This is a genomic window from Pseudomonas sp. 21615526 (assembly GCF_013386245.1).
Classification (GTDB): Bacteria; Pseudomonadota; Gammaproteobacteria; order Pseudomonadales; family Pseudomonadaceae; genus Aquipseudomonas.
Window position 1 is genome coordinate 1 of the sequence record NZ_JACAOM010000068.1, and the last position, 20,461, is coordinate 20,461.

Annotated in this window: 22 protein-coding genes; 14 read left to right on the forward strand and 8 right to left on the reverse strand. The window is 61.7% G+C overall.

What is annotated here, in order from left to right:
• Positions 1-217: 217 nt before the first annotated feature.
• Both hemH and HX786_RS19325 read right to left on the reverse strand, forming a co-directional pair.
• Positions 218-1,243 (reverse strand): ferrochelatase, encoded by a 1,026-nt coding sequence (gene hemH, locus HX786_RS19320; RefSeq protein ID WP_178912482.1) that lies wholly within the window; start codon positions 1,241-1,243, stop codon positions 218-220.
• A gap of 14 nt (positions 1,244-1,257) precedes the next feature.
• Positions 1,258-2,157, reverse strand: a complete 900-nt coding sequence (locus tag HX786_RS19325; protein WP_003208436.1) for a TIGR01777 family oxidoreductase — start codon at positions 2,155-2,157, stop codon at positions 1,258-1,260.
• 209 nt (positions 2,158-2,366) lie between these two features.
• Between HX786_RS19325 and HX786_RS19330 the strand changes: the two genes are divergently transcribed.
• The 12 genes from HX786_RS19330 to HX786_RS19385 all read left to right on the forward strand — a co-directional run bounded on the left by HX786_RS19330 (position 2,367) and on the right by HX786_RS19385 (position 12,371).
• Complete coding sequence (locus HX786_RS19330; RefSeq protein WP_178912483.1) at positions 2,367-3,353, forward strand: NAD(P)/FAD-dependent oxidoreductase; 987 nt, start codon at positions 2,367-2,369, stop codon at positions 3,351-3,353.
• A complete protein-coding gene (locus tag HX786_RS19335; protein WP_008432289.1) occupies positions 3,350-3,565 on the forward strand; it encodes a TIGR02450 family Trp-rich protein in 216 nt (71 codons plus the stop codon). Before HX786_RS19330 ends, HX786_RS19335 begins: the two co-directional genes overlap by 4 nt.
• 112 nt (positions 3,566-3,677) lie before the next feature.
• Complete coding sequence (locus HX786_RS19340) at positions 3,678-4,649, forward strand: DUF523 and DUF1722 domain-containing protein (protein ID WP_008432288.1); 972 nt, start codon at positions 3,678-3,680, stop codon at positions 4,647-4,649.
• A gap of 3 nt (positions 4,650-4,652) precedes the next feature.
• Complete coding sequence (locus HX786_RS19345; RefSeq protein WP_177070173.1) at positions 4,653-5,582, forward strand: MerR family transcriptional regulator; 930 nt, start codon at positions 4,653-4,655, stop codon at positions 5,580-5,582.
• Complete coding sequence (phrB, locus tag HX786_RS19350) at positions 5,583-7,028, forward strand: deoxyribodipyrimidine photo-lyase (RefSeq protein ID WP_178912484.1); 1,446 nt, start codon at positions 5,583-5,585, stop codon at positions 7,026-7,028. It begins immediately after the preceding gene.
• Positions 7,021-7,443, forward strand: coding sequence for a nuclear transport factor 2 family protein (locus HX786_RS19355; protein WP_003208426.1), 423 nt, complete (start codon positions 7,021-7,023; stop codon positions 7,441-7,443). Before phrB ends, HX786_RS19355 begins: the two co-directional genes overlap by 8 nt.
• The gene (locus HX786_RS19360) at positions 7,440-8,222 is read left to right on the forward strand and encodes an SDR family oxidoreductase (protein ID WP_177029275.1); all 783 of its coding nucleotides are present in this window, start codon (positions 7,440-7,442) and stop codon (positions 8,220-8,222) included. Before HX786_RS19355 ends, HX786_RS19360 begins: the two co-directional genes overlap by 4 nt.
• Complete coding sequence (locus HX786_RS19365) at positions 8,219-9,466, forward strand: FAD-dependent oxidoreductase (protein ID WP_177022698.1); 1,248 nt, start codon at positions 8,219-8,221, stop codon at positions 9,464-9,466. Before HX786_RS19360 ends, HX786_RS19365 begins: the two co-directional genes overlap by 4 nt.
• Positions 9,463-10,269 carry a DUF1365 domain-containing protein gene (locus tag HX786_RS19370; RefSeq protein WP_003208422.1) on the forward strand — a complete coding sequence of 269 codons (807 nt, stop codon included), beginning with the start codon at positions 9,463-9,465 and terminating at the stop codon, positions 10,267-10,269. Before HX786_RS19365 ends, HX786_RS19370 begins: the two co-directional genes overlap by 4 nt.
• On the forward strand, positions 10,256-11,527 hold the full coding sequence (locus tag HX786_RS19375) for a cyclopropane-fatty-acyl-phospholipid synthase family protein (RefSeq protein ID WP_087693767.1): 1,272 nt from the start codon (positions 10,256-10,258) through the stop codon (positions 11,525-11,527). Before HX786_RS19370 ends, HX786_RS19375 begins: the two co-directional genes overlap by 14 nt.
• A complete protein-coding gene (locus tag HX786_RS19380; RefSeq protein ID WP_003208418.1) occupies positions 11,520-12,011 on the forward strand; it encodes a DUF2878 domain-containing protein in 492 nt (163 codons plus the stop codon). The genes HX786_RS19375 and HX786_RS19380 overlap by 8 nt, the downstream gene beginning before the upstream one ends.
• Positions 12,012-12,065: 54 nt before the next feature.
• Positions 12,066-12,371 carry a YkgJ family cysteine cluster protein gene (locus HX786_RS19385; protein WP_003208416.1) on the forward strand — a complete coding sequence of 102 codons (306 nt, stop codon included), beginning with the start codon at positions 12,066-12,068 and terminating at the stop codon, positions 12,369-12,371.
• Positions 12,372-12,472: 101 nt separating this feature from the next.
• On the opposite strand, the gene HX786_RS19390 is transcribed toward HX786_RS19385, so the two are convergent.
• The 6 genes from HX786_RS19390 to hemA all read right to left on the reverse strand — a co-directional run bounded on the left by HX786_RS19390 (position 12,473) and on the right by hemA (position 17,839).
• Positions 12,473-12,991: an acyloxyacyl hydrolase gene (locus HX786_RS19390; RefSeq protein ID WP_003208415.1), complete on the reverse strand. Its 519-nt coding sequence runs from the start codon at positions 12,989-12,991 to the stop codon at positions 12,473-12,475.
• 112 nt (positions 12,992-13,103) lie between these two features.
• On the reverse strand, positions 13,104-13,898 hold the full coding sequence (murI, locus tag HX786_RS19395; RefSeq protein WP_003208413.1) for a glutamate racemase: 795 nt from the start codon (positions 13,896-13,898) through the stop codon (positions 13,104-13,106).
• Positions 13,891-14,646: a molybdopterin-synthase adenylyltransferase MoeB gene (locus HX786_RS19400; RefSeq protein WP_178912485.1), complete on the reverse strand. Its 756-nt coding sequence runs from the start codon at positions 14,644-14,646 to the stop codon at positions 13,891-13,893. The genes murI and HX786_RS19400 overlap by 8 nt, the downstream gene beginning before the upstream one ends.
• Positions 14,643-15,470, reverse strand: a complete 828-nt coding sequence (prmC, locus tag HX786_RS19405; protein WP_003208408.1) for a peptide chain release factor N(5)-glutamine methyltransferase — start codon at positions 15,468-15,470, stop codon at positions 14,643-14,645. The genes HX786_RS19400 and prmC overlap by 4 nt, the downstream gene beginning before the upstream one ends.
• On the reverse strand, positions 15,471-16,553 hold the full coding sequence (gene prfA, locus HX786_RS19410; protein ID WP_003208405.1) for a peptide chain release factor 1: 1,083 nt from the start codon (positions 16,551-16,553) through the stop codon (positions 15,471-15,473).
• Positions 16,550-17,839: a glutamyl-tRNA reductase gene (gene hemA / locus HX786_RS19415; protein ID WP_008432265.1), complete on the reverse strand. Its 1,290-nt coding sequence runs from the start codon at positions 17,837-17,839 to the stop codon at positions 16,550-16,552. Before hemA ends, prfA begins: the two co-directional genes overlap by 4 nt.
• Positions 17,840-18,113: 274 nt before the next feature.
• Between hemA and HX786_RS19420 the strand changes: the two genes are divergently transcribed.
• Together HX786_RS19420 and lolB are read left to right on the forward strand one after the other, a co-directional pair.
• Positions 18,114-19,838, forward strand: a complete 1,725-nt coding sequence (locus tag HX786_RS19420; RefSeq protein WP_008432263.1) for a tetratricopeptide repeat protein — start codon at positions 18,114-18,116, stop codon at positions 19,836-19,838.
• Positions 19,839-19,842: 4 nt separating this feature from the next.
• Positions 19,843-20,460, forward strand: coding sequence for a lipoprotein insertase outer membrane protein LolB (gene lolB / locus HX786_RS19425; protein WP_008432261.1), 618 nt, complete (start codon positions 19,843-19,845; stop codon positions 20,458-20,460).
• Position 20,461 lies beyond the last annotated feature (1 nt).

Below are 20,461 nucleotides of genomic sequence, written 5' to 3' on the forward strand. Positions count from 1 at the left end.
TCACTCGGCTTGATTACAGTGCAACCGGCGCTTTTTCCAGTTCCCTGACCTTCCTGGGCGAGCCGCATCACGAGTAACACCGAAAATTCAGAGTGGGCACAGTCAATGTGGGAGCGGGCTTGCTCGCGAAAGCGGTGTGTCAGTCGCCATCTTCATTAACTGACCCACCGCCTTCGCGAGCAAGCCCGCTCCCACATTCAGTCCTCACTCGGCTTGATTACAGCGCGACCGGCGCTCTTTCACACAGGGTATTGAGCGCCGCCGCCCACTGCGGGTCATCGTTCAGGCACGGCACCAACACCAACTCTTCGCCCCCCGCTTCGCGGAATTGCTCCAGGCCGCGATCACCAATTTCCTCCAGTGTCTCGATGCAGTCCGCAACAAACGCCGGGCACATCACCAGCAGCTTCTTCACGCCCTGCTGAGCCAACGCTTCAAGACGTGCCTCGGTGTACGGTTCGATCCACTTGGCCCGGCCCAGCCGCGACTGGAACGCCACCGACCATTTGCCATCCGGCAAGCCAAGGCGCTCGGCAAAATCCCGCGCAACGCTGAAACACTGCGCGCGATAGCACGTGGCAAGCACCTCGGGAGAGGCGTTCTGGCAGCAGTTGGCGTCCTTGAAGCAGTGTTGCCCGGTAGGGTCGAGCTTTTTCAGGTGGCGCTCGGGCAACCCATGAAAGCTCAGCAGGAGGTGATCGAAATCCTCTTCCACATAGGCTCTGGCGCTGTTGGCCAAGGCGTCCAGGTACTCCGGTTCATCGTAGAACGGCTGCAGAATCGAAAACTCGATCGCCAGCTTTTTGTGCCGTACCATGCGCCGGGCCTCTTCGATTACCGTGGTCACGGTGCTGTCGGCAAACTGCGGGTACAACGGCGCCAGGGTCACTTTCTGGATGCCTTGGGACGCCAGCCGGGTCAGTACGCTTTCAATCGACGGCTCGCCATAGCGCATGGCCAACTCCACCGGCCCCTGGGTCCACTGTGCAGTCATCTGTTGTTGCAAGCGACGGCTAAGAACTACCAGCGGCGAGCCTTCGTCCCACCAGATCGAGGCGTAGGCATGGGCCGATTGCTCCGGGCGCTTGATCAGGATCAGCGACACCAGCAAACGCCGAACCGGCCATGGCAGGTCAATGACGTAAGGGTCCATCAGGAACTGATTGAGGTAGCTGCGCACATCCGCCACCGAAGTGGACGCCGGTGAACCCAGGTTGACCAGTAACAACGCGTGATCCGTCATGCAACATCCTATCTCTAGAGGCGGCTGGACAAGTCGTCCAGGGCCGCATGCAACTCAGTGAACTGGAAAGTGAAACCGGCCGCCAACAGCCGCTGCGGCAAAGCCCGCTGGCCACCCAGCAACAAACCGGACAACTCGCCCAGGCCGATACGCAAGGCAAACGCCGGCATGGGCATGAACGCCGGGCGGTGCAGCACCTTGCCCAGGGTCTTGGCGAACTCCAGGTTGCGTACCGGGTGTGGCGCGCAGGCATTATAAGGACCGCTGGCATCGGTCTTGTGCAGAAGAAAATCAATCAGGGCGATTTGATCCTTTATATGGACCCATGGCATCCACTGCCGACCATTGCCGATAGGCCCGCCCAGCGCCAGTTTGAACGGCAGCAACAGCCGCGACAAAAAGCCGCCCTCCGCCGCCAGCACCAGCCCGGTACGCACCAGCACCACGCGGATGCCCAATGCCTCGGCACGCTGGGCGGTTTCTTCCCAGGCAATGGATAACTGGCTGCCGAAATCGTCCTGCACCGGGCCGCTGTCTTCGGTCAGCTCGCGCTCACCACCGTCGCCGTACCAGCCCACCGCGGAACCGGAGATCAACACCGCCGGTTTGTGTTCAAGGCCCTCAAGCCAGGCCAGCAGCGTTTCGGTGAGGCCGATACGGCTGCTCCACAACAGCGCCTTGCGTTTATGCGTCCAGGGCCGGTCGGCAATCGGCGCGCCGGCCAGATTGACCACCGCGTCCACCGCCTCGTTGATGTCCTGCAGGCGGGCGACGCCACGCACCTGGGCGCCGCACAATTTAGCCACTTGTTCGGGATGGCGGCTCCAGACCGTGAGGCGATGGCCCTGGGCAAGCCAGTATTGGCAAAGTTGACGGCCGATCAAACCGGTACCGCCGGTCAGCAAAATGTGCATGAGTTGTTCCTCGTGTAACGTTCGCCGACCACCGTTAGTCTATTTTATAAACAGGGATGTTTTAATCGGGCGCAACGCTGGTTAAACCTTCAGGTTTAACCATAGGTCACGCCAAACGATCAGGTACGCCAAAACTTATACCAAAAAACAATATTGTACAGCTATTGGTGTCGGCGTAGTCTGTACCCAACGGTAAAACGAGGCCTCCCATGACTGTTCCCATCGCGATCATTGGCACCGGCATCGCCGGTCTCTCCGCCGCCCGAGCGTTGAAAGACGCGGGGCACGTTGTACAACTCTTCGATAAAAGCCGCGGCAGTGGCGGTCGCATGTCCAGCAAGCGCAGCGATGCGGGATCGCTGGACATGGGCGCACAGTACTTCACCGCCCGCGACCGGCGCTTCGTCAACGAGGTGCAACGCTGGCAGGCCAATGGTTGCGCCGAGCAATGGAAGCCACAGCTGTACAACTTCAAGTCCGGCCAACTGACGCCCTCCCCCGATGAACAGATCCGCTGGGTCGGCACGCCGCGCATGAGCGCGATCACCCGCGCCCTGCTCGATGACTTGCCGGTGCAGTTCGGTTGCCGCATCGCCGAGGTGTTCCAGGGTAAACATCACTGGAACCTGCTGGACGCCGACGGCGAAAGCCACGGCCCGTTCAGCCACGTGATCATCGCCACCCCAGCGCCCCAGGCCACTGCCTTGCTGGCCGCTGCGCCCAAGCTGGCGAGTGTCGCCGCCGGGGTCAAGATGGACCCGACCTGGGCCATTGCCCTGGCCTTCGACAAGCCGCTGGATACGCCCATGGAAGGCTGCTTCGTCCAGGACAGCCCGCTGGACTGGCTGGCGCGCAACCGCAGCAAACCGGGGCGCGACACCACCCTCGACACCTGGGTTTTGCACGCCACCAGCACCTGGAGCAAGCAACACCTGGACCTGTCCAAGGAAGCCGTGATCGAACACCTGCACGGCGCCTTCGCCGAACTGCTGCACAGCGCCATGCCGGCGCCTTCCTTCACCCTCGCCCACCGCTGGCTGTACGCGCGGCCGTCCACCAGCCATGAATTTGGCGTGCTGGCCGACGCCGACCTGGGCCTGTATGTATGTGGCGACTGGTGCCTGTCAGGCCGCGTGGAAGGTGCGTGGCTCAGCGGCCAGGAGGCGGCGCGGCGGTTGATCGAGCACCTGCGATGAACCGCATCAATCCCGCCAAGTTGCTGCTGTCGAAGTGGACAGCAGCCCGCCCGCAGTACAAGGAAAAACATTTTCTGGTGACCAAACTGCTGCGTGATGACGAAGGCGATGTGCAGGAAATCGAGCTGGAAGCCGTGATGAGCCATCGCGTGCAGCGCCTGGCCTGGCAAACCCTGCAAAACGCCGAAGACTGGAAAATCGGCTGGAAATAGCCATTCCGCAAATACCTGTACAAATTATTTGACTTGTACAGCTTCAAACCTATGATGAGATTAAGTTGTACAGAAATTTAACTCTGTACAGGAATTTCATCGAGGTTTGGCCATGTCCAGCACCCTGCCCGCCACCGGCAAACCGAAAATCGCCATCAGCGCCTGCCTGTTGGGCGAGAACGTGCGCTTCAACGGCGGGCATAAACAATCCCAGCTGTGTAGCCAGACCCTGGCCGATTATTTCGACTTCGTGCCGCTGTGTCCTGAAGTCGCCATTGGCCTGGGCATCCCCCGCGAGCCGATTCGCCTGGTGGGCGACCCGCTCAATCCACAGGCCGTTGGCACCGTAAACCGCGAACTTAACGTGACCCAGCCGCTGGACGATTACGGCCAGCAAATGGCCGCTGAACACACCGACCTCTGCGGTTACATCTTCATGCAGAAATCCCCGTCCTGCGGCCTGGAACGGGTCAAGGTCTATCAGGACAACGGCATGCCCATCGACGGCGGCGGGCGCGGCATCTACGCCCAGGCGTTTTGTGCGCGCCACCCCAACCTGCCGGTGGAAGAAGACGGTCGGCTGAATGACCCGGTGCTGCGGGAAAACTTCCTGACCCGGGTGTTCGTCTACGCCACCTGGCAGCAACTGCTCGCCGAAGGCCTGACCCGTCATCGCCTGCTGGAATTTCACTCGCGCTACAAATACCTGCTGATGGCCCACAGCCCGGTGCATTACAAAAGCCTCGGCAACCTGCTGGGCAGCATGCCCAGGGACGTCGACCTGGGCGCCTTGGCCGCCGGCTACTTCAGCGAACTGATGAGCGCCCTGACCCAGTGCGCCACACGCGGCACCCACACCAACGTGCTGCAACACATCAGCGGCTACCTCAAGCAGGCCATCAGCGCCGAAGACAAACAGGAAATGCAGACCATCATCAGCCAATACCGCCAGGGCATCGTGCCGCTGGTGGTACCGCTGACGCTGCTCAAGCACCACTTTCGCCAGCATCCGGACCGCTATATCGCGCAGCAGGCCTACCTGCAACCGCACCCGGAAAACCTCAGCCTGCGTAATGCGATTTAACCTATGACTTTTCCCCTGCAAGAACCTGGCGAAGACATCGCCGAGGCCATCGAACAAGGCTGGCTGCCGATCCGCGAAGTGGCGCGCCAGACCGGCGTCAACGCCGTGACCTTGCGCGCCTGGGAGCGGCGCTACGGGCTGATCGTGCCCCAGCGCACGCCCAAGGGGCACCGCCTGTTCAGTGCCGAGCACGTGCAACGCATCCATACCATCCTGACCTGGCTCAACCGCGGTGTGCCGGTCAGCCAGGTCAAGAGCCTGATCGACACCGCGCAAGCCACCAGCGAGCCGCCGGTGGAAAACGAATGGCACAACCGCCGCCAGCACCTGGTGCAGGCCATCAGCGAACTGGCCGAGCGCCGGGTGGATGATGCCTTCAACCAGGCCATGGCGCTGTACCCGCCGCGCACCTTGTGCGAGCAACTGTTATTGCCGTTGCTCAAGGAGCTCGAACTGCGCTGGCAAGGCCAGTTCGGCGCGCAGATGGAACGGGTATTTTTCTATTCCTGGCTGCGCAGCAAATTCGGTGCGCGGATGTATCACAACAACCGCCAGCTCAACGGCGCCCCCCTGCTGCTGATCAACCATTCCGACCTGCCGCTGGAGCCGCACCTGTGGCTCACCGCCTGGCTCGCCAGCAGCGCCGATTGCCCGGTGGAAGTTTTCGACTGGCCATTGCCGGCAGGCGAACTGGCCCTGGCCGTCGAGCATCTGCAACCCCGCGCGGTACTGCTGTATTCGAGCAAGGCACTCCATACCTCGGTGCTGGGCAAACTGTTGAGCGGCTTCAGTTGCCCAAAACTGATAACCGGACCAACGGTATGCATCCACCAGGCGGAGCTGTCCGTATTAACCCAAGAGATTCCTGAATTGCTCCTGGCCGAAGACCCGTTGTCGGCCCATCAGGTACTGATCCAGCGTGGACTTATTTAAATGCACTTGATCTGGCTGCGCACCGACCTGCGCCTACATGACAACACCGCCCTCGCCGCCGCCGCACAGCGTGGCCCGACAGCGGCCGTCTACCTGATCAGCCCCGGGCAATGGCTGGCCCACGATGACGCGCCGTGCAAGGTCGATTTCTGGCTGCGCAACCTGCAGCGCTTGAGCTCGGCACTGGGCGAGTTGAACATTCCGTTATTGATCCGCCATGCCGACACTTGGGATCAAGCACCTGAAGTACTGGCAGGCCTGTGCCAGGAACTGTCGGTGGAGTCGGTACACGTCAATGACGAATACGGCATCCACGAAGAGCGCCGCGACGGCGCCGTGGCCAAGGCCCTCGAAGCTCAAGGCATCACGTTCCACACCTATCTGGACCAGTTGTTTTTCCAGCCCGGCAGCGTGCTGACCAAGACCGGCACCTACTTCCAGGTGTTCAGCCAGTTCCGCAAGGTCTGCTACAGCCGCCTGCATGGCGCCTTGCCGCGTTTGGTCGCCACGCCCAAGGCGCAGGCGCCGCTCACACTCAAAAGCGACGAGGTTCCGGATCACGTCGAGGGCTTCGCTACCCCGAGCGAAGCCTTGCGCGCCCTGTGGCCTGCCGGCGAAGCCGAAGCCCGGCGCCGTCTCGACCAGTTCGCCGACGCACAAATCAGCTACTACAAGGACGAACGCGACTTCCCGGCCAAGCCCGGTACCAGCCAGCTTTCGGCCTACCTTGCAGCGGGCGTGGTCTCACCGCGCCAATGCCTGCATGCCGCGCTGCAAAGCAACCAGGGTGAATTCGAAAGCGGCGACATCGGCGCGATTACCTGGATCAACGAGCTGCTGTGGCGCGAGTTCTACAAACATATTCTGGTGGGCTACCCACGGGTCTCGCGCCACCGCGCATTCCGCCCAGAGACCGAAGCCGTGGCCTGGCGCAACAGCCCGGAAGACTTGAAGGCGTGGCAGGAAGCACGCACCGGCCTGCCGATCATCGACGCCGCCATGCGCCAGCTGCTGGAAACCGGCTGGATGCACAATCGCCTGCGCATGGTGGTGGCGATGTTCCTGACCAAAAACCTGCTGATCGACTGGCGCGAAGGCGAGCGCTTTTTCATGCTTCACCTGATCGACGGCGACCTGGCAGCCAACAACGGTGGCTGGCAGTGGAGCTCGTCCACCGGCACCGACTCGGCCCCGTACTTCCGGATTTTCAGCCCCTTGAGCCAATCGGAAAAATTCGACGGCGAAGGTGTGTTTATCAAGCACTGGCTGCCGCAACTGGCGGCGCTGAACAAAAAGGAAGTGCACAACCCCGACGCCGTGGGCGGCCTCTTTGGTGTGGCCGACTATCCTCGTCCTATCGTCGACTTGAAAAAATCCCGCGAGCGCGCCCTCGCCGCTTTCCGCAGCCTGCCTTCACGCCAGGCGGTCGGAGGTGCTTATGAGTGATTTCCTGCGCCGCTTCGCCCAGGTGTTCGCCAGTGTGGACAAGCACAACCTGCACCTGCTCGACGGCCTGTACAGCCAGGACATCAGTTTCACCGACCCACTGCACGAGGTGCACGGGCTGCCGGCGTTGCACCGCTACTTCGCCGAGCTGTACGACAACGTTACCCAGTTGCGCTTTGACTTCCATGGCTTTGATCAAGTGGCGGAAGGCGAAGGCTACCTGCGCTGGAAAATGAGCTTCTGCCACCCGCGCCTGGCCAAGGGCGAAGTGATTCGTGTGGAAGGCTGCTCGCACCTGCTGTGGCGCGACAAGGTGTATCGCCACCGGGATTATTTTGACGCTGGACAGTTGCTGTATGAACACGTGCCGGTCCTTGGCGGTGTGGTCAGCTGGCTGAAAAGGAGAATGGGATGAGCCTTAACCTTCCACGTCGTTACTGGTTGACCGGTGCCAGCAGTGGCATCGGGGCCGAACTGGCCAAGACGCTGCTCGAAAGCGGTGCCCATGTGGCCCTCAGTTCCCGCTCCAAGGCGCCCCTGGAACAGCTTGCCCAGCAATACCCCGGGCAAGTGCTGGTGGTGGCCGGCGACCTGACCAACAGCCAGACCGTGCGCGAGATCGGTGAACACATCGCAGTGGCCTGGGGTTCGCTGGATACGGTGATCCTGAATGCCGGCACCTGCGAATACGTGGATGCAAGGCAGTTCGACGCCTCGATCATCGAGCACGTGGTGCGCACCAACCTGCTGGCCAGCAGTTACTGCATCGAGGCCGCGCTGCCGCTGTTGCGTGCCGGTCATACACCGCACCTGGTCGGTGTGGCCAGTGCGGTGACCTACCTGCCGATGCCCAGGGCGGAAGCCTATGGTGCGTCGAAGGCGGGCCTGCGTTACCTGTTCGAGTCCCTGCGTATCGACCTGTCGCCTGAAGGGATCGACGTCACCGTGGTCAGCCCGGGGTTTGTCGACACGCCGCTGACCGCCCGCAATGACTTCCCGATGCCCCTGAGCTGGCCGGCGGACAAGGCCGCGCGACATATCTTCGCCAAGCTGCAGAGCCGCCCATTGGAAATTGCCTTCCCTGCCCTGTTTATTGCCGCCTTGTGGCCACTGTCGAAACTGCCGAACCGCGTCCAGTTGATCATTGGCAAACGCATGCTGCGCAGCCCGCCGCCGAGAAAGGACGACCTGTGAAGATCGCCATTATCGGCAGCGGCATTGCCGGGCTGACCAGCGCCTACCTGCTCAGTCGCCGCCACGACATCACCCTGTTCGAAGCGGGCGACCGCATCGGCGGGCACACTCACACGGTGAATGTCACGGTGGAAGGCAAAAGCCATGCGGTGGACACCGGCTTTATCGTGTTCAACGACTGGACCTATCCCAACTTCATCAAGCTGCTGGGGCAAATTGGCGTGACGTACAAACCCACCGAGATGAGCTTTTCGGTGTGCGACCCGAACGCCGGGTTCGAGTACAACGGCAACAATCTCAACAGCCTGTTTGCCCAGCGCCGGAATATTCTGTCGCCGGGGTTCTGGGGCATGTTGCGCGATATCCTGCGCTTCAACCGCCAGGCGCCCCTGGACCTGCAAGAGCAACGCATCAGCGCCGAGATGACCCTGGGCGAGTACCTGCAAGCGGGCGGCTACGGCCAGCGATTTATCCAGCACTACATCGTGCCGATGGGCGCGGCGATCTGGTCGATGTCCCTGGCTGACATGCTCGGGTTTCCCCTGCAATTCTTCGTGCGGTTCTTCAAGAACCATGGCTTGTTGTCGGTGAGCAACCGGCCGCAGTGGTGCGTGATCGAAGGCGGTTCCAGCCGCTATATCGAACCGCTGACCCAGTCCTTCCGCGAAAATATCCGCCTCAATTGCCCGGTCACCCGGGTTGAGCGTTCAGCCATCGGCGCAGTTATCCACAGCGCCGCCGGCAGCGAGGCATTCGACAAGGTGGTGTTCGCCTGCCACAGCGACCAGGCTCTGGCCTTGCTGGGGGATGCGAGCCTGGCCGAGCAACAGATCCTTGGCGCCCTGCCCTACGCCGACAATGACGTCGTCCTGCACACCGATACCCGTCTGCTGCCCGACCGCAAACTGGCCTGGGCCAGCTGGAATTACCGCCTGGATGGCCGCGCGCAAAAACAGGCGGCGGTGACCTACGACATGAACATCCTGCAGGGCATCGACAGCACCACCACCTTTTGCGTGAGCCTCAATCAAACGGCGCTGATCAACCCGCTCAAAGTCCTCGCCCGCTACACCTACGCCCACCCGCAATACAGCCTGGCCGCCGTGGCCGCCCAAGCGCGCTGGGAAGAACTGCACGGCACGCAGCACACCTATTATTGCGGCGCCTACTGGGCCAACGGTTTCCACGAAGACGGCGTGGTCAGCGCATTGCGCGTGGCCAAGGCGTTCGGGGAAATCCTGTGAACAGCGCCCTGTACAGCGGCTGGATCGCCCATCGGCGGTTTACGCCAAAGGGCCATGCCTTCCGCTACCGGATCGGCCTGCTGTACCTGGACCTCAGCGAACAGGACGAAGTGTTCGGCTTGTCGCCATTGGCGGGCGAGCGCTGGGCGCCGTTCGCGTTTCGCCAGCAGGATTACCTGCGTGAATTTACCCGTCACGGCATGAGCTTGACCGATGCCGTACGCCAAGAAGTCGGCAAGGCCCTGGGGCGCATCCCCTCGGGCGTTATCTGCCTGCTGACCCAGGCCCGCAGTTGGGGCCTGGCCTTTAACCCGGTGAGTTTCTTCTACTGCTTCGAGGCCGACGGAACGCTGGCCGCGATCCTTTGTGAAGTGACCAACACCCCGTGGCGCGAGCGCTATCACTACGTGCTGCCAGCCCAGGCGCTGCCTGCCGGTGAGCATCAGCACTTCGCCGTGGCCAAGGCGTTTCATGTGTCGCCGTTCTTGCCCCGGGACCTGGAATACCGCATGAGCTTCAGCCCGCCCGCCGCCAGGCTCGGCGTGCATATGGCCGACTGGCAGGGCGAACTGAAAGTCTTCGACGCCACCTTGAGCCTGCAACGCGAAGCCCTGAACCGCGCCAGCCTGCACCGCTACCTGTGGCGCTTCCCGTGGATGACCGCCAAGACCTGCCTGGCCATTTATTGGCAGGCCTTGCGCCTCTTGCTTAAACGCACGCCGATTTTTTCCCACCACGCCGCCGAAGGCGCTTCTCGCACCGCAGTCGGATACACCAAGGATCGCCGCCATGAAATCCCCTAGCTTATCGGTCAAATCCAACCGCTTGAACGTCAACGGCATGACCGCCGCGCTGCTGCGCAAAGCCGTTCTGCGCCAGCTCGGCCAACTGCGCCACGGCCAGTTGGTGGTGATCGAGGACGGCGAACGGCAAGTCTTCGGCGCACGGGAAGCGCACCTGCTGGGGGAGATCCAGATCCTCGATTCAGCCGTGTGGGGGCTGGTGGCAGCCAACGGTTCCATCGGTGCGGGCGAGGCATTTATTCATGGCTACTGGAGCAGCCCGGACCTGACTGCCGTGGTGCGGGTGATGGTCAGCAACCTCGACGTGCTGGATGCGCTGGAAGGTGGGCTGGCGAAACTCGCGCGGCCCTTCACCCAGGGCCTGCACTGGCTCAACCGCAATACGCGCAAGGGCTCGCAGAAAAACATTGCCGCCCACTACGACCTGGGCAACGACCTGTTCGAGGAATTCCTCGACCCGACCATGATGTATTCGGCCGCGCAGTTCCTCACCGCTGACGACACCCTGGAACAGGCGCAGTTGAACAAGCTGGAACGCATCTGCCAGAAGCTCGCGCTGAAACCGTCCGACCACCTGCTGGAAATCGGCACCGGCTGGGGCAGCATGGCGATTTATGCCGCGCAGCAGTACGGCTGCAAGGTCACCACTACGACCCTGTCCAAAGAGCAGTTTGCCTACACTGAAAAACGCATCGAGGCCCTGGGTTTGCAGAATCAGGTGACGTTGCTGCTGGAGGACTACCGCGACCTGACCGGGCAGTACGACAAACTGGTGTCGATCGAGATGATCGAAGCCGTGGGCCACCGCTTCCTGCCGACCTATTTCAAACAGTGCGCGCAGTTGCTCAAGAGCAACGGCCTGATGTTGCTGCAAGCCATCACCATTCGTGAACAGCGCTACGAACAGGCCAAGAGCAGCGTGGATTTTATCCAGCGCTATATCTTCCCCGGCGGCGCCCTGCCCTGTGTACAGAAGATGCTTGAGGTCGTCAGCCGCGACACGGACATGAACCTGCTGCACATGGAGGACTTCGGCCTGCACTACGCGCGAACCCTGCGCCTGTGGCATGAGAACTTTCGCCGCGCCCACAGCCGCCTGACGGAAATGGGCTACGACGAATACTTCCTGCGGCTGTGGGAGTTTTACCTGTGCTACTGCGAAGGCGGCTTCATGGAGCGCACCATCGGCACCGCGCAGATGCTGCTGGCCAAGCCGGCGGCGCTGACCCAGCCATTGCTCGGGCGCTTTGATGCTTAAACCACTGGCAAATGCCGTGCTGTTCCAGTGCGGCTGGTTTGCCTGTGTGCTGGGCGGCGACAGTCTGTGGCTGTTGGTGGGGTTGGCGGTGCTGGTAATCCACCTGCTGTGGATAAGTTCGTGGTCAGCGGAAGGCCAGGTGATTGTTGCCGTCACCTTGTTGGGCACCGTGATCGACACCGTGCTACGTGCATTCGGCGTGTTTCATTTCAGCCTGCCCGGGCTGTTGGCGCCATTGTGGCTGATCCTGTTGTGGGCATTGCTGGCGACCACGCTGCGCCATTGCCTGGCCTGGAGCGCGCAGCCCTGGTGGCGTGCGAGTTTGTTGGGGGCGGTGGGCGGGCCGTTGTCCTATTACGCGGGCAGCCAACTGGCGGGGGTGAGTTTCGGCTATGGCACCGTGCCGACCGTCATCGGCCTGGCGTTACTCTGGGGGATGATTTTTCCGTTGTTGCATTGGGTCGCCAGGCAGTTGGCACATTGACGTCCGTCAGGCCTTTCACACACCTATGAGCCGCTTGCCTTACACTGCGCGCCTATGACCAACATCCCCCATACCCAAATCGCCGAACCTGCCGTCACCTGCTCCACCTGCGCCGCGTGCTGCTGCCAGCTGGAAGTCATGCTGATCACCGACACCGGCGTGCCCGATCGCTTTATCGATACCGACGATTGGGGCGGCGAAGTCATGCTGCGCCTGGATGACGGCTGGTGCGCGGCGCTGGACCGCGACACGATGATGTGCACGATTTACGAGAAGCGGCCGCTGATCTGCCGGGAATTCGAGATGGGCGCGCCGGAGTGCATCGATGAGCGCCAGGGGATTGCGACGGTGTATCGCTGATTTCGGAACCAATGAGTAGCCAATGTGGGAGCGGGCTNNCTGATATACCGCTTTCGCGAGCAAGCCCGCTCCCACAATGGTTTTGCAGTGTGCTTAAAAAACTACAACGGCAGCGTGTAGTGCAGCGAATAACTCTCTACACCATCGTTATTGCTGCTGATCCCGGCATTGGAGTAATGGGTGGCCCGAATCCCCACTTCACTGCCACCGACAAAGCGCAAGCCAAAGCCCAGCCGGTCTTCAAACTGGAAAGCCTGGCCGATATTGTTGTCTTCTACCCGCGTGCGGGAGAACACGGCCACACCCACGCCGGCCTCGATGTACGGCTTCACCCTCTCCCCGGCAAACTCATACACAAACACGGGTGAGAACGACAGGCTGCTGACGCTGGCCCGCTTGTCACCGTCCCAGTAGGTGTAGGCGCCGCTCCAGTACCCGGTCACGCGCCCCGTATCGGTCTGCCACCAGCTTTTATCCCAGTCCGAGGTCAGCCCCAACCGATAGGTCATGGTCGAATCGCTCGTACTTCCCACCCCAAGTTCCAGGCCTGCCGCCTGTGCGGAAAAAGAGTGCCCCAACATTGCGGCCGCAATCGCAGCCAAACAGAACAAGCGCTTCATAGAGAAACATCCCTTCCGAACGAAGTTGTATGATTTTGTACCGGCTAACTTGCTATAGAAGCTGCCGTATAGCCAGAAGTTCAGCGGATAAAGGCGTTATTTCACGTTTTTTTCACACGCCAAAACTACGCACAACTCCGGGAGATTTCCATAGAGTCGGTAGGATATTTCTTAGATGCTGCGGATCGCCGCTGGTCCAGAACTGTACAGGCGGCGGATTGCCAGTGGCCAGCAGTTCGCGATCACTCAAAAGACGTTGCAATTGACGCGCTACTGCCGCCCCGGTGTCGATCAAAATGATCGTCGGCGGGAGCATCTCGGCGAGCAGGGGCTTGAGGAACGGGTAGTGGGTGCAACCGAGGATGATGGTGTCGCAACCGGCCGCAATCAGCGGCTCCACGTAGCCTTGCAACAGCAGGCGCAGGGCCGGGCTGTCCAGGTCGCCGGTTTCGATCAGCTCCACCAGGCCCGGGCAGGGTTGGGTGATCACCCGCACATCGGTGGCGAAGCGGTCGAGCAAGGCGGCGAACTTGGCGCTTTGCAGGGTGCCGGTGGTCGCCAGCACGCCGACGACGCCACTGCGGGTCGCGGCAGCCGCGGGTTTGACTGCCGGTTCCATGCCCACCAATGGCCAGTCGGGATAGTCCTGGCGCAAATCGGCAACCGCCGCAACGGTCGCCGTGTTGCAGGCAATCACAAACGCTTTGGCGCCCTTCTCACGGAAGAACGCCGCCACCTGTCGCGAACGATCGAGGATGAACGCCGGGGTTTTCTCGCCGTAGGGGATATTCCCGCCATCCGCCACGTACAGCAGCGACTCATGGGGCAGCAGACGCTGGATTTCGTCCAGCACCGACAGGCCGCCGACACCGGAGTCGAACACACCAATCGGCGCATCCTTAACCATGTTGGCTACCGCAGACGCTGCAGCCGGGATCGCGCTTGACCCGCAACTCGCGAAAACGCGTGGTCAGGGCGTCGATCAACAACAGCCGCCCCACCAACGGCTCGCCGAAACCGGCCAGCAATTTCAAGGCTTCCAGGGCTTGCAGGCTGCCGACCAAACCCACCAGCGGGCCGATGACGCCGGCTTCGCTGCAGGTCAGTTCTGCGTCGCTGCCGTGCCCGTATAAACAGTGGTAGCAGGGGCTTTCGGCGCGACGAGGGTCGAACACCGACAGCTGGCCTTCGAGGCGAATCGCCGCACCGCTCACCAAAGGCTTGCCGGCAGCGACACACGCAGCGTTGACCGCTTCGCGGGTGGAGAAGTTGTCGCTGCAATCCAGTACCACATCGACCACCGCCACGGCGGCCGCGAGGGAATCCTCATCCAGCGCGCTGCGATGGGCAACCAGCTGTATTTGAGGATTGATCGCGCCCAGGCGGCGAATCGCCGAGTCGACCTTGCTCAGGCCGACGCTGTCGGTGTCGTGAATGATCTGGCGTTGCAGGTTGGTCAGGTCGACAGTGTCGAAATCCGCCAAATGCAGCTCACCCACACCCGCCGCCGCCAGGTACAGCGCCACCGGCGAACCGAGGCCACCCAGGCCGACGATCAGCGCGCGGCTGTTTTTCAGGCGCAACTGGCCTTCGATGTCGACATGCTGCAACAGAATCTGCCGGCTATAGCGCAACAGCTCCTGGTCGTTCATCACGGGCGGCGTCCCAACGTGATGCGTTCGTGGCCGCCCAGGTCGATGCGGCTGTGGACTTCTTCAAAGCCTTCCCCCAGCAGCAGGTCGCGCACGGCGGGCGCCTGGTCGTAACCGTGTTCCAGCAGCAACCAACCTGCGGCGTCGAGGTGCGCAGGTGCCTGGGCGATGATCAGCCGCAGGTCGTCCAGGCCGTCATGCCCGGATACCAGCGCGCTGGCCGGTTCAAAGCGCACGTCACCGGCCACCAGGTGCGGGTCGGTGTCGGCTATATAAGGTGGGTTGCTGATGATCAGGTTGTAAGTGTGGCCTTCGAGGGCACTGAACCAATGGCTGTTCAGCACCGTGGCGTTGTTCAGGTGCAGGCGCTGGCGGTTGCGTTCGGCCAGGGCCACGGCTTCCAGCACGCGGTCGACCGCCGTCACTTGCCAGGCCGGGCGTTCGCTGGCCAGGGCCAGGGCAATCGCGCCGCTGCCGGTGCCCAGGTCCAGGACCTTGGCCGGTGTGGCAGGCAGCAATTCCAGGGCGGCTTCCACCAGCATCTCGGTTTCCGGACGCGGGATCAGCGTGTGCGGTGCCACTTCCAGGTCGAGCTTCCAGAAGCCTTGCTGGCCGAGGATGTAGGCCACGGGCTCGCCGGCACGACGGCGTTGCAGGTAGTCGGCAAAGGTCAGCGCGTGTTCACTGCTGACGATTTTTTCCGGCCAGGTGTGCAGGTAGCTGCGGGACTTGCCCAAGGCGGCGGCCAGCAACAATTCCACGTCCAGGCGCGCAGTCGGCGAGTCCGGCAGGTCGGCGGCGCGTAACAAACTGGCAATAATGGTCATTTATTCACCTATCGCCGCAAGCTGGTCGGCCTGGTATTCGGCCAACAACGGCTCGATTACCGCATCGACGCCACCGGCGAGGATTTCGTCCAGGGAGTACAGCGTCAGGTTGACGCGGTGGTCGGTGACCCGGCCCTGGGCAAAGTTGTAGGTACGAATGCGCTCGGAACGGTCGCCCGAGCCCACCAGCAACTTACGCTCGCTGGCAATCGCATTGGCGGCGGCGCTGGTCTGCTGGTCATTCAGCTTGGCCGACAGCCAGGACATGGCCCGCGCACGGTTCTTGTGTTGGGAACGTTCTTCCTGGCACTCCACCACGATGCCCGAAGGCAAGTGAGTGATACGGATCGCCGAGTCGGTCTTGTTGACGTGCTGGCCACCGGCGCCCGATGAGCGGTAGGTGTCGACCCGCAGGTCTGCCGGGTTGATCTCGATGGCTTCCTGCTCGTCGGGCTCGGGCAACACGGCCACGGTGCACGCGGAGGTGTGGATACGGCCCTGGGATTCCGTGGCCGGCACCCGCTGCACGCGGTGCACGCCGGATTCGAACTTCAGTTTGCCGTAGACATTCTCGCCCTCAACCCGGGCGATGACTTCTTTATAGCCGCCGTGTTCGCCTTCGTTCTCGGACAAAATCTCCACACGCCAGCCGCGACGCTCGGCATAGCGCGAATACATGCGGAACAGGTCGCCGGAGAAAATCGCCGCTTCGTCACCGCCGGTGCCGGCGCGGATTTCAAGGAATACGTTGCGCCCGTCGTTCGGGTCCTTGGGCAACAGCATGCGTTGCAGGTCGCCTTCCAGTTCGATCAGCTTGTCCTTGGCCTCTCGCACTTCTTCAACGGCCATTTCGCGCATGTCCGGGTCGCTGTCCTTGAGCAGCGCCTGGGCGCCCTCGAGGTCAGCCTGAACCTTGAGCAACTGTTTATAGGTGCCCACGATCGGCTCAACTTCCGCGTACTCCTTGGAATAGGTGCGGAACTTGGTCTGATCGGAGATGACCTCGCCATCGCCGAGCAAGGCGGTCAGTTCTTCGAAACGGTCCTGAAGGACGTCCAGTTTATTGAGCAGTGACGCTTTCATTGCGGTTTTTTATCCGAAGAGCTTTCTGTCGCGCCCTCACCGAGGGCAAAGAGTTCCTGGGCCATGGCCAGCGCATCGAGGCGGCCTTCGGCGGTAAGCTTTTTCAACTGGACACTGGGAGCATGCAGCAATTTGTTGGTCAGGCCGCGCGCCAACTGCATCAGCACGTCTTCGGCGCTGCTGCCGTTGGCGAGCATACGCTGGGCCTTGATCAATTCCTCGTCCCGCAGGCGTTCGCCTTGCTGACGGTAGGCCTTGAGCACGTCCACTGCCGCCAGTTCACGCAGGCGCACCATGAAATCGTCGGCACCGGTGCTGACCATTTCCTCGGCAGCCTGGGCAGCGCCCTGGCGACTCTTGAGGTTTTCGGCGACCACTTCGTGCAGGTCGTCGACGCTGTAGAGGTAAACGTCGTCCAACTCGCCGACTTCAGGCTCGATATCCCGGGGAACGGCGATATCCACCATGAAGATCGGCTTGTGCTTGCGCAGTTTCAGGGCGCTTTCCACCGCGCCCTTGCCGAGGATCGGCAACTGGCTGGCAGTAGAACTGATAACGATGTCGCTGCGCACCAGCTCGGCCGGGATGTCGGAGAGCAACACCGCGTGGGCACCGAACTGCTCGGCCAGGATGCTGGCGCGCTCCAGGGTACGGTTGGCGACGACGATGCGCTTTACGCCCAGCTCGTGCAGGTGGCGGGCGACCAGGGTGATGGTCTCGCCGGCGCCGATCAGCAGGGCCTGGCTGCGCTGCAAGTCACTGAAAATCTGTTTGGCCAGGCTGACGGCGGCAAACGCCACGGACACCGGGTTTTCACCGATGGCGGTGTCGGTGCGCACCTGCTTGGCGGAGTTGAAGGTGGCCTGGAACAGGCGCCCCAGCAGCGGGCCGATGGTGCCGGCCTCGCGGGCCACGGCGTAGGCGGACTTCATCTGGCCGAGAATCTGCGGTTCGCCCAACACCAGCGAATCCAGCCCGGAGGCGACGCGCATCATGTGACGAACTGCCGCATCCTCTTCGTGCACATATGAGCTTTGGCGCAGCTCATCGAGGCTCAAATGGTGGTAATCGGCCAGCCAGCGCAGCACCACATCCGCTGAAAGATGTTCCTGCTCTATATAGAGCTCGCTGCGATTACAGGTCGAAAGGATCGCAGCTTCGCGACTGTCGGTGAGCCGGCAGAGCTGCTGCAAGGCCTCAACCAACTGCTCGGGAGTAAAAGCCACGCGCTCGCGGACGTCTACAGAAGCAGTCTTGTGGTTAATACCGAGTGCAAGGAAGGCCATTCAATATCGCTGATGATGTCGGGAAGCCGACAATTGTCCTACTTCGAATGATTCAGAACAACCACCGTAGGCTATTGTCCTAGTAGCTTACGCCTATAAAGGCCATCTGTAGGAGCGAGCTTGCTCGCGATGGTCGTTAACGATAACGCTGGCTTACGGGATAAAACGCGTTGTCCTCTGGTTCTTCGCGAGCAAGCTCGCTCCTACACGGTTATGTTTGGCCGAAGGCTTGTGTCATGATGATCCGACCGCAGGTTAGTCGTCCTCTTCCTATATGAATAGATCTTCCGCGTTGCTCCTTGCTTTTGTCTTTCTCAGCGGCTGCCAGGCCATGGCACCCGTGTCGCCGGACGGTACGCCGCCGGTAGAAGACAGCACCCCCGCCCCTGAAAAGCCCAAGGTTTATTCCTCGTTCAGTGAAGAGACGATCTTCAGCCTGCTGAGCGCGGAGCTGGCCGGCCAGCGCAATCGTTTCGACATTGCCCTGGATAACTACGTGACCCAGGCCATCAATACTCAGGATCCGGGGATTTCGGAGCGGGCGTTTCGCATCGCCGAGTACCTGGGCGCCGATCAGGCGGCCCTGGACTCCTCGCTGATCTGGGCGAAAAACGCCCCGGACGATCTCGAGGCGCAACGGGCAGCGGCCATTCAACTGGCCCGCGCCGGACGCTATGACGACTCCATGGTGTATATGGAGAAGGTCCTGCAGGGCAAGGGCGACACGCATTTCGACTTCCTCGCGCTGTCGGCCGCCGACACCGATCAGGACACCCGCAACGGCCTGATGAAGAGTTTCGACCGCCTGCTGCAAAAACACCCGAACAACAGCCAGCTGATTTTCGGCAAGGCGCTGTTGTTGCAACAGGATGATGAGCCCGAGGCTGCGCTGAAGCTGCTGGAGCAACACCCGCCGGAAGAGGGCGAGATCGCGCCGATCCTGCTGCGCGCCCGCCTGCTGCAAAACCTCAACCGCGGCAAGGAAGCGATTCCGCTGCTGGAAAAAAGCATCAAGAAGTACCCGGGCGACAAGCGCCTGCTGCTGACCTATGCCCGCATGCTGGTCGAACAGGACCGCATGGAAGACGCCAAGGTGCAGTTCGCCAACCTCGTGCAGCAATACCCGGACGATGACGAATTGCGCTACTCCCTGGCGCTGGTGTGCCTGGAAGCCAAGGCCTGGGATGAGGCCAAGGGTTACCTGGAAGACCTGATCGCCCGCGAGAGCCACGTGGATTCGGCGCACCTGAACCTGGGCCGCATCGCTGAAGAGCGTAACGACCCGCAGGCTGCATTGCTTGAATACGCTCAGGTCGGCGCCGGCAATGACTACCTGCCGGCGCAACTGCGCCAGGCCGATATCCTGATGAACAACGGCCGTACCGACGAGGCGGAAAAACGCCTGGCTGCGGCACGGGATGCCGAACCGGACTACGCGATCCAGCTGTACCTGATCCAGGCCGAGACCTTGTCGGCCAACAAGCAGGGCGATCGCGCCTGGAAAATCCTCCAGCAAGCCTTGCTGCAGTATCCGGACGACTTGAATCTGCTGTACACCCGCGCCATGCAGGCGGAAAAACGCAATGACCTGGCGCAGATGGAAAAAGACCTGCGCCTTATCATCAAGCGCGACCCGGACAATGCCATGGCACTGAACGCCCTGGGTTACACCTTGTCCGACCGTACAACGCGTTACGCCGAAGCCAAGGAGCTGATTGAAAAGGCTCACCAGCTCAACCCGGAAGACCCGGCCGTACTCGACAGCCTCGGCTGGGTGAATTACCGCCTGGGCAACCTGGACGAAGCCGAACGCTTGCTGCGCCAGGCGCTGGAGCGCTTCCCCGACCAGGAAGTCGCCGCACACCTGGGCGAAGTGCTCTGGGCCAATGGCAAGCAGCGTGAAGCGCGACAAATCTGGGAGAAGTTCCTCAAGGAACAGCCCGAAAGCCCAATCCTGCGCAGCACCATCAAGCGCCTGACCGGATCCGAGACCCTTTAATTTTATGTTTTTGCGCCACGTTATCGTTTTCAGCTTTATTGCCCTGCTTGCCGGCTGTTCCGGTCTTGGCACCCGTGAATCTGTGGAAGGCCCGGGCAACCCGGCGCAGTGGCAGCAGCACAAGGATCAACTGAGCAGCCTTGATGGCTGGCAGATCGAGGGCAAGGTGGGCATTCGCGCCCCGAAAGATTCGGGCAGCGGCACCTTGTTCTGGCTGCAACGCCAGGACTATTACGACATTCGCCTGTCTGGCCCGCTGGGCCGCGGTGCGGCTCGCCTGACCGGCCGGCCGGGGCAAGTCAGCCTGGAAGTGGCCAATCAGGGCCGCTATGAAGCGCCAACGCCGGAAGCCCTGCTGGAAGAACAGATGGGCTGGAAACTCCCCGTATCGCACTTGGTGTGGTGGGTACGCGGTCTTCCTGCGCCAGACAGCAAGAGCCGCCTGAGCCTCAATGGCGACAGCCGCCTGGCTTCGCTGGAACAGGATGGCTGGCAGGTCGAATACCTGAGCTATGTGCAACAGAACGGTTACTGGCTGCCCGAGCGCATCAAGCTGCATGGCACCGACCTTGACGTCACGCTGGTGATCAAGGACTGGCAACCGCGCAAGCTGGGGCAGTGAG

Excerpts from the sequence above, each read along its gene's own strand:
- hemH (WP_178912482.1), bottom strand. The coding sequence starts at position 1,243 with ATGACGGATCACGCGTTGTTACTGGTCAACCTGGGTTCACCGGCGTCC.
- HX786_RS19325 (WP_003208436.1), bottom strand. The coding sequence starts at position 2,157 with ATGCACATTTTGCTGACCGGCGGTACCGGTTTGATCGGCCGTCAACTT.
- HX786_RS19330 (WP_178912483.1), top strand. The coding sequence starts at position 2,367 with ATGACTGTTCCCATCGCGATCATTGGCACCGGCATCGCCGGTCTCTCC.
- HX786_RS19335 (WP_008432289.1), top strand. The coding sequence starts at position 3,350 with ATGAACCGCATCAATCCCGCCAAGTTGCTGCTGTCGAAGTGGACAGCA.
- HX786_RS19340 (WP_008432288.1), top strand. The coding sequence starts at position 3,678 with ATGTCCAGCACCCTGCCCGCCACCGGCAAACCGAAAATCGCCATCAGC.
- HX786_RS19345 (WP_177070173.1), top strand. The coding sequence starts at position 4,653 with ATGACTTTTCCCCTGCAAGAACCTGGCGAAGACATCGCCGAGGCCATC.
- phrB (WP_178912484.1), top strand. The coding sequence starts at position 5,583 with ATGCACTTGATCTGGCTGCGCACCGACCTGCGCCTACATGACAACACC.
- HX786_RS19355 (WP_003208426.1), top strand. The coding sequence starts at position 7,021 with ATGAGTGATTTCCTGCGCCGCTTCGCCCAGGTGTTCGCCAGTGTGGAC.
- HX786_RS19360 (WP_177029275.1), top strand. The coding sequence starts at position 7,440 with ATGAGCCTTAACCTTCCACGTCGTTACTGGTTGACCGGTGCCAGCAGT.
- HX786_RS19375 (WP_087693767.1), top strand. The coding sequence starts at position 10,256 with ATGAAATCCCCTAGCTTATCGGTCAAATCCAACCGCTTGAACGTCAAC.
- HX786_RS19380 (WP_003208418.1), top strand. The coding sequence starts at position 11,520 with ATGCTTAAACCACTGGCAAATGCCGTGCTGTTCCAGTGCGGCTGGTTT.
- HX786_RS19385 (WP_003208416.1), top strand. The coding sequence starts at position 12,066 with ATGACCAACATCCCCCATACCCAAATCGCCGAACCTGCCGTCACCTGC.
- HX786_RS19390 (WP_003208415.1), bottom strand. The coding sequence starts at position 12,991 with ATGAAGCGCTTGTTCTGTTTGGCTGCGATTGCGGCCGCAATGTTGGGG.
- murI (WP_003208413.1), bottom strand. The coding sequence starts at position 13,898 with ATGGTTAAGGATGCGCCGATTGGTGTGTTCGACTCCGGTGTCGGCGGC.
- prmC (WP_003208408.1), bottom strand. The coding sequence starts at position 15,470 with ATGACCATTATTGCCAGTTTGTTACGCGCCGCCGACCTGCCGGACTCG.
- prfA (WP_003208405.1), bottom strand. The coding sequence starts at position 16,553 with ATGAAAGCGTCACTGCTCAATAAACTGGACGTCCTTCAGGACCGTTTC.
- hemA (WP_008432265.1), bottom strand. The coding sequence starts at position 17,839 with ATGGCCTTCCTTGCACTCGGTATTAACCACAAGACTGCTTCTGTAGAC.
- HX786_RS19420 (WP_008432263.1), top strand. The coding sequence starts at position 18,114 with ATGAATAGATCTTCCGCGTTGCTCCTTGCTTTTGTCTTTCTCAGCGGC.
- lolB (WP_008432261.1), top strand. The coding sequence starts at position 19,843 with ATGTTTTTGCGCCACGTTATCGTTTTCAGCTTTATTGCCCTGCTTGCC.